The organism is Brevundimonas sp. UBA7534 (assembly GCF_002479325.1).
Lineage (GTDB): Bacteria > Pseudomonadota > Alphaproteobacteria > Caulobacterales > Caulobacteraceae > Brevundimonas.
In genome coordinates, this window is sequence record NZ_DLMO01000169.1 from 1 (window position 1) to 12,916 (window position 12,916).

Annotated in this window: 13 protein-coding genes; 7 read left to right on the plus strand and 6 right to left on the minus strand. The window is 69.8% G+C overall.

The window, feature by feature from the left end:
- A partial coding sequence (locus tag B2U11_RS14135) for a 3-methyl-2-oxobutanoate hydroxymethyltransferase (protein WP_292072658.1) occupies positions 1–269 on the plus strand: 269 nt, incomplete at its 5' end.
- Between the two features lie 68 nt (positions 270–337).
- Here the strand turns inward: B2U11_RS14135 and B2U11_RS14140 are convergent.
- A complete protein-coding gene (locus tag B2U11_RS14140; protein WP_010078516.1) occupies positions 338–550 on the minus strand; it encodes an SPOR domain-containing protein in 213 nt (70 codons plus the stop codon).
- Positions 551–721: 171 nt separating this feature from the next.
- Here B2U11_RS14140 and map point away from each other — a divergent pair, with 171 nt between their 5' ends.
- The 3 genes from map to B2U11_RS14155 are packed head-to-tail and all read left to right on the plus strand — an operon-like array spanning position 722 to position 2,867.
- On the plus strand, positions 722–1,531 hold the full coding sequence (gene map / locus B2U11_RS14145) for a type I methionyl aminopeptidase (RefSeq protein ID WP_159833213.1): 810 nt from the start codon (positions 722–724) through the stop codon (positions 1,529–1,531).
- A gap of 21 nt (positions 1,532–1,552) precedes the next feature.
- Positions 1,553–2,494, plus strand: coding sequence for an ROK family protein (locus tag B2U11_RS14150; RefSeq protein ID WP_292072681.1), 942 nt, complete (start codon positions 1,553–1,555; stop codon positions 2,492–2,494).
- A gap of 31 nt (positions 2,495–2,525) precedes the next feature.
- Positions 2,526–2,867, plus strand: coding sequence for a hypothetical protein (locus B2U11_RS14155; protein WP_292072682.1), 342 nt, complete (start codon positions 2,526–2,528; stop codon positions 2,865–2,867).
- 298 nt (positions 2,868–3,165) lie between these two features.
- Here B2U11_RS14155 and tgt read toward each other — a convergent pair whose 3' ends face one another.
- Positions 3,166–4,281 (minus strand): tRNA guanosine(34) transglycosylase Tgt, encoded by a 1,116-nt coding sequence (gene tgt, locus B2U11_RS14160; RefSeq protein ID WP_292072719.1) that lies wholly within the window; start codon positions 4,279–4,281, stop codon positions 3,166–3,168.
- 124 nt (positions 4,282–4,405) lie between these two features.
- Here tgt and B2U11_RS14165 point away from each other — a divergent pair, with 124 nt between their 5' ends.
- From B2U11_RS14165 to B2U11_RS14175, 3 genes are all read left to right on the plus strand, one after another.
- Positions 4,406–6,460, plus strand: a complete 2,055-nt coding sequence (locus tag B2U11_RS14165; RefSeq protein WP_292072683.1) for a capsular polysaccharide biosynthesis protein — start codon at positions 4,406–4,408, stop codon at positions 6,458–6,460.
- 103 nt (positions 6,461–6,563) lie between these two features.
- Positions 6,564–7,715 (plus strand): beta-ketoacyl-ACP synthase III, encoded by a 1,152-nt coding sequence (locus tag B2U11_RS14170; protein ID WP_292072684.1) that lies wholly within the window; start codon positions 6,564–6,566, stop codon positions 7,713–7,715.
- Positions 7,716–7,862: 147 nt separating this feature from the next.
- Entirely contained in the window at positions 7,863–8,123 is a 261-nt protein-coding gene (locus B2U11_RS14175) for a hypothetical protein (protein WP_292072685.1), read from the plus strand.
- Between the two features lie 70 nt (positions 8,124–8,193).
- Here B2U11_RS14175 and B2U11_RS14180 read toward each other — a convergent pair whose 3' ends face one another.
- From B2U11_RS14180 to B2U11_RS14195, 4 genes are all read right to left on the minus strand, one after another.
- Entirely contained in the window at positions 8,194–8,721 is a 528-nt protein-coding gene (locus B2U11_RS14180) for a porin family protein (RefSeq protein ID WP_292072686.1), read from the minus strand.
- Positions 8,722–8,851: 130 nt separating this feature from the next.
- Positions 8,852–9,379: a porin family protein gene (locus B2U11_RS14185; RefSeq protein WP_292072688.1), complete on the minus strand. Its 528-nt coding sequence runs from the start codon at positions 9,377–9,379 to the stop codon at positions 8,852–8,854.
- A gap of 221 nt (positions 9,380–9,600) precedes the next feature.
- A complete protein-coding gene (gene ppdK, locus B2U11_RS14190) occupies positions 9,601–12,282 on the minus strand; it encodes a pyruvate, phosphate dikinase (RefSeq protein ID WP_292072689.1) in 2,682 nt (893 codons plus the stop codon).
- 135 nt (positions 12,283–12,417) lie between these two features.
- Positions 12,418–12,864 (minus strand): DMT family transporter, encoded by a 447-nt coding sequence (locus B2U11_RS14195; protein ID WP_201216513.1) that lies wholly within the window; start codon positions 12,862–12,864, stop codon positions 12,418–12,420.
- Positions 12,865–12,916 lie beyond the last annotated feature (52 nt).

The following is a 12,916-nucleotide window of genomic DNA, read 5'->3' on the forward strand; positions in this document are numbered from 1 at the left end:
CCGTCCTGATGGAGATGGTCCCCTCGGACGTCGCCGCCGCCGTCGACGCCGCACTGCGGGTGCCCACCGTGGGCATCGGCGCGGGCCCGGGCACCACGGGCCAGGTGCTCGTGTGGCAGGACATGCTCGGCCTGCGCGCGGGACGGGTGCCCCGGTTCGTCCGTCAGTACGCCCGCCTGCACGAGGTCGTGGGTGAGGCGGTCCGGGCCTATCGCGCGGACGTGCTCGACGGCGCGTTCCCGGCCCCGGAGCACGGCTTCGAGGGCTGAACCCGCCCCGTGAGACGACCGGGCCCCCGTCCTGAGGGACGGGGGCCCGGTGTCGTTCGGCGCCGTGGTCAGGAGGCGTCGTCGACGGGACGGCTGTCCCAGTCGTCGTCGCGCTCGTCCTCGGCGTCGGCGGCCTCGTTGTTCGCCCGCACGCGGTCCATCGCGGCCTGGGCCTCCTCACGGGTGCCGAACGGGCCCAGCAGCTGGGACCAGTCCGACTGGGCGCCCACCTCCACCTGATGCGTGTTGACGTTGTACCAGAACTCGCTCGTCTCGGTCATGGGGGCCACAGTAGCCGGGCCGATAGGCTGGAGGACATGTCCCAGCGTCAGAACCCCGCCGCCCCGTCCAGCCACAACGGTCCCCGCCCCGCGGGCCCCGCCGTGCCGGAGCCCGGGTCGCTCGCCCCCGTCGGCACTCTGACGCCCGGGGCCCCGTCCCCCGCCCCGCCCGTGCCGGCCGCGATCCCGCGCCCCGAGTACGTCGGCAAGGCCACCCCGGACGAGGGCAACGCCTCGGACGTCTACGACGCCGCCGGCGTCGAGCGGATCCGCGCCGCCGGCCGCCTGGCCGCGCAGGCCATGGAGCACACCGCCGCCCACATCCGCCCGGGCGTCACCACGGACGAGCTGGACCGGATCGCGCACGCCTTCCTCGTGGAGCGCGGCGCCTACCCGTCCTGCCTGGGCTACCGCGGCTTCCCGCGGTCCATCTGCACCTCGATCAACGAGGTCATCTGCCACGGCATCCCGGACGGCACCGTCCTGGAGGACGGGGACATCGTCAACCTGGACATCACCGCGTACCTGGACGGCGTCCACGGGGACCACAACCGCACCTACCTGGTCGGCGACGTGGACGAGGAGTCCCGGCTGCTCGTCGAGCGCACCGAGGAGGCCCTGCGCCGCGGCATCCGCGCCGTGAAGCCCGGCCGTCAGGTCAACGTGATCGGCCGCGCCATCGAGTCCTACGCCAAGCGCTTCGGCTACGGCGTGGTGCGCGACTTCATCGGCCACGGCGTGGGCGTGGACTTCCACTCCGGCCTCGTGATCCCCCACTACGACGCGGCCCCGGCCCACGACCGCCTGCTCGTGCCCGGCATGGTGTTCACCATCGAGCCGATGCTCACCCTCGGCACGATCGAGTGGGACCAGTGGGACGACGGCTGGACCGTGGTGACCCGCGACCGCCGTCGCACCGCGCAGTTCGAGCACACGATCGTGGTCACGGACGACGGCGCGGAGATTCTCACGCTGCCGTGACCCGGCACTAAGCTGGGGGCCGTGACGACGCACACCAGCACCGCCCAGCGCTCCTCCAAGTACCCCACGACGATCGGCATCGACGTCGGGGGGACCGGCATGAAGGGCGGCCTGGTCCGCCTCGGGTCGGGGCCGAAGGCGGGCACCCTGCGCGGGGACCGCTTCCGCATCCCCACGCCGCAGCCGGCCATGCCCGAGCCCGTGGCGGCGACCCTGGCGGCCATCACCGCCGAGCTCGACGGGCGCGAGAAGGCGCCGAAGCCCTCCGCCCCGCTGGGCGTGTGCTTCCCCTCGATCGTCAAGGACGGGGTGTGCCTGTCCGCGAACAACATCGACCACACGTGGATCGGCACGGACCTGCGCGGCACGTTCGAGGAGCATCTGCGCCGCCCCGTGACCGTGGTCAACGACGCCGACGCGGCCGGCCTCGCGGAGGCCCGCTACGGGGCCGGGCGGGGCGTGCGCGGCCTGGTGCACGTGATCACCCTCGGCACCGGCATCGGCGGCGGCCTGGTGGTCGAGGGACACACGCTGAAGGGCGCGCTGCACCCGGAGATCGGCCATCTGTTCGTGCGCCGGGCGCCCGGCGACGTTCAGCCCAGCGCCTGCCCCTTCCACGAAGACTGCGCCGAGGGCCTGGCCGCCGGGCCGGCGGTGCAGGCGCGGCTGGCGGGCCGGCGGCTGGAAGATGCGTCCGAGGTGCGCGCGGTCGTGGCCGACTATCTGGGCCAGCTGGTCGCCGCCCTGATCTTCGCCTGGGCGCCGGACCGGATCGTGTTCGGCGGCGGGGTCATGTCGACGCCGGGCCTGCTGGCGGAGGTCGAGGCCGCCGCGCGCCGGGCCGTGGCCGGCTATGGCTCGGTCGCGGTGATGGGGTCGGAGGGCTATCTGGTCCCGGCGGCGCTGGAACACGCGGGACTGGAAGGCGCCCTGCTGATGGCGCGCGACGTCGCGCGCCTTTGAACGGCCTCCAAGGCGTGGTCTAGGGGACGGCATGAAGCGCCTTCTGTGTCTGTTGGCCGCGCCTCTGGCGCTGGCGGGCTGCAACGCCGGCCGGTCCGCCATGGACGGGGTGGAGCAGGTGGGCGCCGGGTTCGGCGCGGCGGTCTCGGCCCCCCTGGAGGACTTGAATCTGCGCCAGCAGCCGATCCCGATCGTGCTGCTGCAGGCCCAGGCCAACCCCTACGACCTGCGCAATCTGAACCAGTGCACGACCGTCGGCGCGGAGGTGGCGCGCCTGGACGAGGCGCTGGGGCCGGACACGGATGAACCGCCCCGTCAGGACGGCTCCTACTCAGCGAACGCGCCGCCGACGCGGCCGCCAAGGCGGCGCTGAACGCCATCCGCGACACGACCACCGACTTCATTCCGGGGCGCAGCTGGATCCGGCGTCTCAGCGGGGCCGATCAGCACAGCCGCCAGGTCCAGGCCGCCATCCAGGCGGGCCGGATGCGCCGCGCCTTCCTGAAAGGCGTCGGCATGCAGCGCAACTGCGCCCCGCCGGCCGCGCCGAGCTGGTTTCGGCCGAGACCGCAGTGACGCGCACGCCGCCATCCGCGCCGGCTCGGATCAAGCCCGAGCATGACACAAGGCGAACGGGACGCCGGAGCGACGCAGCAGCGAAAGAGACGGCGTCAGCCGTTTGACGTGTGCCGGGCGTGGAAGTCGCGGCGGAACGCTTCGAAGCGGCCCTCGGCGATGGCCGCGCGCATGGCGGCGGTCAGGGCCTGATAGAAGGCGATGTTGTGCCAGCTGAGCAGAACCTTGCCGAGGATTTCGTCGGCGCGGATCAGATGGTGGAGGTAGGCCTTGGAATAGCCGGACGAGGCCGGGCAGGGCAGGGTCGGGTCCAGCGGATCCTGGTCCTCGGCGAAGCGGGCGTTCTTCAGGTTCAGCGGGCCGTCCCAGGTCCAGGCCTGGCCGTGGCGCCCGGCGCGGGTAGGCAGGACGCAGTCGAACATGTCGACGCCGCGCCAGACCGCCTCCACCAGATCGACCGGCTTGCCCACGCCCATCAGATAGCGGGGACGGTCGGCGGGCAGGAATTCAGGCGCATAGTCCAGCACCTCGCACATGGCCTGGTGGCCCTCGCCGACGGCCAGGCCGCCGATGGCGTAGCCGTCGAAGCCGATCTCCTGAAGCTGTTCGGACGACTGACGGCGCAGGTCTTGATACGTCGAGCCCTGCTGGATGCCGAACAGAGCCTGGGTCTCGCGCTGGCCGAACCGCGCCTTTGATCGCGCGCCCCAGCGGATCGACAGCTCCATGGCGGCCTGGGCGGCGGGCTTCTCGGCCGGGTAGGCCACGCACTGGTCCAACTGCATCGAGATGTCCGCGCCGATGCGATCGGCCTGGATCTCGATCGAGCGCTCGGGCGTCAGCTCGTGCTTGGAGCCGTCGATGTGGCTGGAGAAGGTGACGGCGTTCTCGGTCAGCTTGGAGATGCCGGCCAGCGACATGACCTGGAAGCCGCCCGAGTCGGTCAGGATCGGCTTGTCCCAGCCCATGAATTTGTGAAGGCCGCCCAGACGCTGCATCCGCTCCGGGCCGGGGCGCAGCATCAGGTGGTAGGTGTTGCCCAGCAGGATGTCGGCGCCCGTCGCCTTGACCTGATCGACCGTCAGCGCCTTGACCGTGGCGGCGGTGCCCACGGGCATGAAGGCGGGAGTGCGGATGTCGCCGCGCGGCGTCTTCAGCACGCCGGTGCGGGCGCGGCCTTCGACGGCGGCGATCTCGAACGGGAAGGGCATCGGGCGGGCCTCGGAAACGCGAGCGGGGGACATGACCGATTACGGCCGTCGTGTCACGCCCTGGACCCTAGCCGCCTGAGGGCAACCGCCTTAAAGGTCGGCGTTTCGTCGATCGGGACACGCCTTGCCGCACCACGCCGCCAATCCGTATCTGACGCCCGCCTGGGTGTGCGCGCCGGGTGTGCTGAAGGTCCCGTTCCTGAAGGCCTTCCTGCCCGAATACGACCTGCGCCGGACGCCGGGCGGAGACGTGAAGGCGGTGCTGGGGTGGGGCATGAAGCCCACGGCGGCGGCGGGTCGGCGCTGGGCGGCCAAGACCGGCCGGTCCTATGTGGCGCTGGAAGACGGCTTTTTGCGCTCGGTGGGCATCGGCGAGGCGGGGGCGACGAGCCTGAGCCTGATCATCGACGACCTGGGGGTCTATTACGACGCGACGCGGCCCAGCCGACTGGAGCGGCTGATCGTCGAGGCCGAAACCTGGTGCGATGATGGGGTTCGGGCGCGGGCGCGCGGGCTGATCGAGCGGATCGTCGCGACCGGCGTGTCCAAGACGAACATGGGCGGGCCGCTGGACCCGGCGCTGCTGAAGTCCGGGCGACGGGTGCTGATCGTGGACCAGACGCTGGGCGACGCCTCCATCGGCTACGGCCTGGCGTCCACCGACAGCTTCGCCGAGATGATGCGGGCCGCGCGGCGCGACGAACCGGAGGCGCAGCTGATCGTCAAGCGGCATCCGGCCGTGGCGGCGGGAAGAAAGCAGGGCTGCATCACGGACCTGGAGGGCGTCACGCTGATCGACGCCGACGTGCGGCCGGCGGACCTGCTGGCGGCGGTGGACGCGGTCTATTGCGTGACCTCGGCCCTGGGGTTCGAGGCGCTGATGCGGGGGCTGCCGGTGCGCTGCTTCGGCGCGCCCTTCTATTCGGGATGGGGGCTGACGACGGATGCGGTCGACACCGGACGGCGCGGCGTGGCGCGGGACCTGGAGACGGTCGCGGCGGCCGCGCTGATCGCCTACAGCCGCTATGTCGATCCGGTCACGGGGCGGCGCTGCGAGGCGGAAGAGGCGCTGGAGCGGCTGGTCGCGCTCAGGGACCGGGCCGCCCGGCTGGCGGGCGACTGGGCGGCGGTCGGTTTCGCCCCGGCCAAGCGGCCGCCTGTGCGGCGTCTGCTGAACGCGCCCAAGGCGCGGCTGCGCTATTTCTGGCGGGCCAGGGCGGCGGCGGCGTACGCCCGCGCGACCGGCGGGCGGCTGATCTGGTGGGCGGGCAAGGAGAGCGAGGCGATCCGGCGGGCGGCCGAAGCCTATGACGGGCCGATGGTGCGGATGGAGGACGGCTTCATCCGCTCGCGCGGGCTGGGGTCGGACTTCGTGGGGGCGCTGTCGGTCGCCCTGGACGACCAGGGGGTCTATTACGACCCGAGCGGGCCGTCGCGGCTGGAGACGCTGATCGAGACGACCGATCTGAACCCCTCACAGCAGGCGCGGGCGGCGGCGCTAGGGCGCAGCGTGGTCGAGGCGGGGCTGTCGAAATACAATCTGAAGGGCCGAGCGCCCGAGGGCTGGCCGACCGACCGCGAGGTGGTGCTGGTGGTCGGCCAGGTCGAGAACGACAAGTCGATCTTGAAGGGCTGCGCGCCGGAGCTGAACACCAACTCCGCGCTGGTGGCGGCGGCGCGGGCGGATCATCCCAACGCCTTCCTGGTCTATCGCAACCATCCCGACGTGCTGGCGGGCAACCGGCCCGGCAAGCTGGATGCGGGGGCGTTGCGCGAGGTGGACGCCACGGCGGACGGCCTGGACATCGTCGACTGCCTGGCGGCCTGCACGCGGGTGACGACCCTGACCTCCCTGACGGGGTTCGAGGCGCTGATGCGGGGCAAGGCGGTGTCGGTCTATGGGCGGCCGTTTTATGCGGGCTGGGGGCTGACGGAGGACCGGCTGGGGTTCGAGCGGCGCACGCGCCGGGCGACGGTGGAGGACCTGATCCACGCGGCCCTGATCGCCTATCCGGTCTATGTCACGCCCGAGGGCTGGCCGTGCGAGGCCGAGGACCTGGTCGCCTCGCTGATCGCCGCGCGCGACCAACCGGCCCCGAAGGCGCCGCGCGGTCGGATAAGGCGCTGGGCGACTGGAGTCATGGCCAGTCTCGACCGCAGGCCGCCGCCGTCTTATTGACGGGTTCGGATAGGAAACGCTCCTCTCAGCAGCACGGCCCGCGCGCGAGACACGCTTCCTCAAGCAGCGAGGCGCCGCGCGCCGAGCGATAGGAAAACAAACAATGGCTCACGCCGTCATCGCCGCCACCGGCCTTTTCACCCCCGAGCAGTCGGTGTCCAACGCCGAATTGGTCGAAAGCTACAACGCCTGGGCCGACGGCTGGAACGCCGAGCACGCCGAGGCCATCGCCGCCGGGGAACTGGAGCCCAAGACCCATTCCTCGGTCGAGTTCATAGAAAAGGCGTCGGGCATCAAGAGCCGTTTCGTCATGGACAAGTCGGGGATCATCGACCCGGCGCGCATGGCGCCAAACCTGGCCGAGCGGTCGAACGACGAACTGTCGATCCTGGCCGAGATGGCGGTCAAGGCCGCGCGTCAGGCGATCAAGGCCTGGGGCAAGCCGGTCAGCGAGATCGGGGCCGTGCTGTGCGCGGCGTCCAACATGCAGCGCCCGTATCCGGCCATGGCCATCGAGGTGCAGCAGGCTCTGGGGATCGAGGGCTTCGCCTTCGACATGAACGTGGCCTGTTCGTCGGCCACCTTCGGCATCAAGACGGCGGCGGACTTCATCGCCGGCGGGTCGGTCAAGGCCGTGCTGATGGTGAACCCCGAAATCTGCTCGGCGCACCTGAACTTCACCGACCGCGACAGCCATTTCATCTTCGGCGACGTGGCCACCGCCGTGATCGTGGAGTCGTCGGAGACCGCGGGGCCGGGCGGCTGGGACGTGCTGGGCGCGCGGCTGAAGACGGTGTTCTCGAACAACATCCGCAACAACTTCGGCTTCCTGAACCGCAACGCGCGCGACACCGCCCATCTGGACACGCCCGCGTTCGACGGCGCGGTGCAGAACGACAAGCTGTTCGTCCAGCAGGGCCGCAAGGTGTTCAAGGACGTGGTGCCGATGGTGTCGGACATGATCGTGGACCACGCCGGCGAGCTGGGGCTGGATCCGCAGGGGCTGAAGCGGCTGTGGCTGCACCAGGCCAACATCAACATGAACTCGATGATCGGCCGGAAGGTGCTGGGCCGCGACCCGTCGCCGGAAGAGAACGTGATCATCCTGGACGACTACGCCAACACCTCTTCGGCCGGGTCGATCATCGCCTTCCATCTGCATAACGATGGTTTCGCGCCTCGCGACACGGGCCTGATCTGCAGCTTCGGCGCCGGTTATTCGGCGGGGACGGTGTTCGTCAGGAAGCGCGCCTGATCGCAGCGCGTTAACCTGTCGCAAACGCTGAGCTCTAGCGAAATGGCAAGGCGATCCGTGATGACGATCACAAAATCGCGGCTCCGCTTGAACTTCGTGCGAGTTTTTGCGAGGCGTTTCATATCGAGAACGATGGGGAGTTCCCGAATGACCCAGAAGACCCCGAGGCATGTGCTGGACAGCCTGGCGCAGGACATCGCCCTGGTCCTTAAGAGCATGGGCGGCTCCGCCCACCAGACGATGATCGTCGACTGCGTCGCCGCCATGAAGCGGCAGCGCGGCGAGCCGGTCGTACCTTCCGATTTGCGCCAGAAGATCGTCGAGGTGTTCGAACACTATCGCGACCTGTTCTTCCGCCCCTTCGGCGAGGGGTCGCAGCGGTGGGCCCTGGCGGACGCGGGCGCCTGAGCCGAGGACATGAAGAAGGGCGCGCTCCTCGCGGAGCGCGCCCTTCTCGTATGCGGACTGATCGCGGGGATCAGAAGCGGCGCACGTAGCTGAGCGTGTAGCTGTCCAGCTCGTTGCTGTCGCCGTCGAAGTCGCGACGGGTCCAGTCGGCGCGCACGCCGTTGGCGCCGTCCAGATTGTAGGTCGCGCCGGCGCCGTAGCTCCAGTGGTCGCCGCCGACGTCGGTGGTCTGACCGGCGATCTCCTGCTTCAGTTCGGTGTGGCCGTAGCCGCCGCGCGCGAACAGCTCCATCCGGTCGCCGATCGGATACTTGCCGACGACGTAGCCCGCGGCGTCCCATTCGTGCTTGAGCGTGCCGTCCACGCCCGCCAGTTCGTAGTCGTGGTCGCGCACGCCGACCGAGGCCTCGGTCTCGACGGCCAGATAGCGGTTCAGGTTCACGCCCAGGCGGCCGGTCACGGCGCCGGTGTAGGCGTCGTCCAGATAGGTGTAGCCCAGCGAGCCGTAGCCGCGCGGCGCCTCGGGGGCGGCGGATTGGGCGAAGGCCGGCGCGGCCAGGGCGGACACGGCGGCGGCGGTCAGGAGGATGTTGCGCATCGAAATGCTCCTTGGGTTGGGGCGGTCCCATCGGGACGGCCGGGATGGTTCCGCGCCGGGGAGGGCGCGGAGGCGGAGGGGAGGAGGCCGCCGCCCGGCGGCGGCCTCGCGGATCGGGGGAAGGGCCGGCTTAGAAGCGGCGCACGTAGCTCAGCGAATAGACGTCGGCCTCGCCGGCGTCGTCGCGGAAGTCACGGCGCGTCCAGTCGGCGCGCAGGCCGTTCTGGCCGTCCAGATAGTAGTTGGCGCCCGCGCCGTAGTTCCAGCTTTCGCCGTCGACCTCGCCGTCGAAGCCGGCCAGCTCGGTCTTGATCTTGGTGGTGCCGTAGCCGCCGCGCGCGAAGAGTTCGAAGTTCGGCGTCACGGGCAGGGTGCCGACCAGATAGGCGGCGGCGTCGTAGTCATGCTCGATCTTGCCGTCCACGCCGGCGAAGGTGAAGTCGTCGTCCTTCACGCCGATGGAGGCTTCGCCTTCGACGCCCAAATAGGGATTGAACTTGGCGCCGACGCGGCCCGTGACGGCGCCAAGGTCGCCGTCCGAGTGGTCAAGTTGAGAATAGCCCAGAGTACCGTAATAGGTCGGGCTCTGCATCGTCTGAGCAAAGGCCGGCGCGGCGATGACGGAAACGGCGGCGGCGGCGAGAAGAATGTTACGCATTGTTTCTTTAGACTCCTAGATGCGATGGTCTTGAAGCCATCGGCCCCATCCAGCGAGTGCTTAAATAGGTCAGCAAACCGAGCGTTCCGTAGGGCGCATGAACTCACCATTTGCTGTGAGTTTCATGACACAGTCATTGTTCTTTCAAGAATGGCGGGATTGCGGACGAAAAAGGGCGGCCCGCTGGGCCGCCCCTTGAACGATCGTGCCTGACGTCGATGTCAGCGATCCTTTTCGCGCTCCATGTCCAGCGCGGCCTGCGCGGCCGCCAGTCGGGCGATGGGCACGCGGTAGGGGGAACACGAGACGTAGTTCAGGCCCGCCTTCTCGCAGAAGGCGATGGAGGCCGGATCGCCGCCATGTTCGCCGCAGATGCCCAACTTGACGTCCGGCCGCACGGCCTTGCCGCGCTCGGCCGCGATCTGGATCAGGTCGCCCACGCCATCCTGGTCCAAGCGCACGAAGGGGTCGGTCTCGAAGATGCCCTTGTCCAGATAGGCCTGCAGGAAGCGGCCCGAGTCGTCGCGGCTGATGCCAAAGGTCGTCTGGGTCAGGTCGTTGGTGCCGAAGCTGAAGAACTGGGCGTATTCGGCCAGGTCGCCCGCGCGGATGGCGGCGCGCGGCAGCTCGATCATGGTGCCGACCAGATAGTCGACGCTGTCGCCGGCCTGATCGAACACGGCCTTGGCCGTGCGATCGGTCAGTTCGCGCAGGTATTTCATCTCCAGGCCCAGCGCGACCAGAGGGTGCATGATCTCGGGCAGAGGGGCCTGGCCGGAGCGGGCCTTCACCTCCAGCGCCGCCTCCAGGATGGCGCGGACCTGCATCTCGTAGATTTCGGGATAGGCCACGCCCAGCCGGCAGCCGCGGTGGCCCAGCATGGGGTTGGTCTCGTGCAGTTCGCGCGCACGGCGCTTCAGCTTCTCGGCGTCGATGCCGGAGGTCGCCGCCAGGGCGTCGATATCCTCGTCCGTGTGGGGGATGAACTCGTGCAGCGGCGGGTCCAGCAGGCGCACGGTGACCGGCAGGCCGGCCATGATGTCGAACAGTTCCACGAAGTCCGACTTCTGGAACGGCGCGATCTTGGCCAAGGCCGTGCGTCGGCCGGCCTCATCGTCGGCCAGGATCATCTCGCGCACGGCGGCGATGCGGGCGTCGTCGAAGAACATGTGCTCGGTGCGGCACAGGCCGATGCCCTCGGCGCCGAAGCCGCGCGCGGTCTTGGCGTCCAGCGGCGTCTCGGCGTTGGCGCGAACCTTGAGGCGGCGCACTGTGTCGGCCCAGCCCATCAGGGTCTGGAAGTCGCCGGTCAGCTCGGGCTCGATCATCTTGACCGCGCCGTCCAGCACCTCGCCCTTGGAGCCGTCGATGGTGATGACGTCGCCGGCCTTGAAAGTGCGGCCGCGCACGGTGAAGACGCCCTTGTCCTCGTCGATGTCGATCTCGCCGGCGCCGGAGACGCAGGCCCGGCCCATGCCGCGCGCCACGACGGCGGCGTGGCTGGTCATGCCGCCGCGGGCCGTGACGATGCCGCGCGCGGCGTGCATGCCGTGGATGTCCTCGGGCGACGTCTCCTCGCGCACCAGGATGACCGCCTCGCCTAGGCCCGACAGGCGCTCGGCCTCGTCGGCGTCGAAGACGATCTTGCCGGTCGCCGCGCCCGGTGAGGCGGGCAGGCCGGCGGCGATGACCACGCGCTCGGCGTCCGGGTCCAGGGTCGGGTGCAGCAACTGGTCCAGGGCCGAGGGCTCGACGCGGCTGATCGCCTCTTCCTGGGAGATCACGCCCTCGGCGGCCAGGTCGACGGCGACCTTCAGCGCCGACTTGGCGGTGCGCTTGCCGTTGCGGGTCTGCAGCATCCACAGCCGGCCCTGTTCGACCGTGAACTCGATGTCCTGCATGTCGCGGTAGTGGCTTTCCAGCTTGCCGACGACGTCGACGAACTGGGCGAACACCTCGGGCATGGCCTCTTCCATTGAGGGCGCGGTCTCGCCCATCTCCTCGCGGCCGACCCTGGTCAGGGACTGAGGCGTGCGGATGCCGGCGACCACGTCCTCGCCTTGGGCGTTGATCAGGAACTCGCCGTACAGGCGCGCCTCGCCGGTCGAGGGGTTGCGGGTGAAGGCGACGCCGGTGGCCGAGGTCTCGCCCATGTTGCCGAACACCATCGACTGGACGTTGACGGCCGTGCCCCAGCTCTCGGGAATGTCGTGCATGCGGCGATAGAATTTCGCCCGGTCGTTCATCCAGCTTTCGAACACGGCGCCGACGGCGCCCCACAGCTGGTCCTTGGGATCCTGAGGGAAGGCGTGGCCCAGTTCGCGCTCGACCACCTGCTTGTAGTCGGCGACGACCTTCTCCCAGTCGGCGGCGGTCAGGTCGGTGTCGACGGTGACGCCCAGTCGGTCCTTGTGCTGGTCCAGCACCTCCTCGAAGTCGTCGTGGCTGAGGCCCAGGACGACGTTGGAATACATGGTGATGAAGCGGCGGTAGCTGTCGAAGGCGAAACGGCGGTCGCCCGACAGCTTGGCCAGGCCCTCGACCGTCTGGTCGTTCAGGCCCAGGTTCAGCACCGTGTCCATCATGCCCGGCATGGAGGCGCGGGCGCCCGAGCGGACCGAGACCAGCAGCGGATTGTCCACGTCGCCGAAGGTCTTGCCGACCACGCCCTCGACCTTGGCCAGGGCGGCCTGGACCTGGGCCTCCAGGTCGGCGGGGTAGGTCTCGCCATTGGCGTAGTACCAGGTGCAGACCTCGGTGGTGATGGTAAAGCCGGGGGGCACCGGCAGGCCCAGCGACGACATCTCGGCCAGGTTGGCCCCCTTGCCGCCGAGCAGGTTCTTCATCGACGCATCGCCGTCGGCGGAACCCCCGCCGAAGCCGTAGACCCACTGAGTCATCATGTATCCCTGAGCTTGGTCATTCGATCGGCAGGGTTGGCCCTGCTCGCAGTGGCGGCATGACTAGCGCGCGCCGGGCGGCTTGGCCATGCCGCTTGTTACAAAGCGTGAAGGCTTGATCGCGGTTCCGGCGAAATCTCAGGAGCGGCGGACCAGGAGCACGCCCGCCAGGACCAGGGCGACGCCGGCGATGCGGCCGATGTTCAGCGGCTGGCGCGGCACGCCCAGCGCGCCGAAATGGTCCAGGAACAGGCTGATCAGCAGCTGGCCGCCGACCATCAGGGTGATGGTCATGGCCACCCCCAGGCGCGGCACGCCCCAGGCGGCGGCGACCACGAAACAGGCCCCGTAGGCCCCGCCCAGCCAGGCGTACCACGGCAGGGCGCGGGTCGCGGCCATGTCCGGCCGGGTGTGCAGCGCCGCCGCGATCACCCCCAGCACCACCGTCCCGACCGCGAAGGAGATGAAGGCGGCGTTGACCGGAGAGGCGACCGCTCCGGCCAGGCGGGCGTTGGTCGGCGCCTGAAGGGCGGTGGCGCCTCCGGCCAGGACGACGATGAGCATGGCGATCAGGGACGGGTTCATCCGTCTTGGCTAGCACGCCGCGGTCGTGCGCGGCAGCCGGGATTGCGGGCGA

Excerpts from the sequence above, each read along its gene's own strand:
- B2U11_RS14185 (WP_292072688.1), bottom strand. The coding sequence starts at position 9,379 with ATGCGTAACATTCTTCTCGCCGCCGCCGCCGTTTCCGTCATCGCCGCG.
- B2U11_RS14175 (WP_292072685.1), top strand. The coding sequence starts at position 7,863 with ATGACCCAGAAGACCCCGAGGCATGTGCTGGACAGCCTGGCGCAGGAC.
- B2U11_RS14180 (WP_292072686.1), bottom strand. The coding sequence starts at position 8,721 with ATGCGCAACATCCTCCTGACCGCCGCCGCCGTGTCCGCCCTGGCCGCG.
- tgt (WP_292072719.1), bottom strand. The coding sequence starts at position 4,281 with ATGCCCTTCCCGTTCGAGATCGCCGCCGTCGAAGGCCGCGCCCGCACC.
- B2U11_RS14155 (WP_292072682.1), top strand. The coding sequence starts at position 2,526 with ATGAAGCGCCTTCTGTGTCTGTTGGCCGCGCCTCTGGCGCTGGCGGGC.
- B2U11_RS14195 (WP_201216513.1), bottom strand. The coding sequence starts at position 12,864 with ATGAACCCGTCCCTGATCGCCATGCTCATCGTCGTCCTGGCCGGAGGC.
- B2U11_RS14170 (WP_292072684.1), top strand. The coding sequence starts at position 6,564 with ATGGCTCACGCCGTCATCGCCGCCACCGGCCTTTTCACCCCCGAGCAG.
- ppdK (WP_292072689.1), bottom strand. The coding sequence starts at position 12,282 with ATGATGACTCAGTGGGTCTACGGCTTCGGCGGGGGTTCCGCCGACGGC.
- B2U11_RS14140 (WP_010078516.1), bottom strand. The coding sequence starts at position 550 with ATGACCGAGACGAGCGAGTTCTGGTACAACGTCAACACGCATCAGGTG.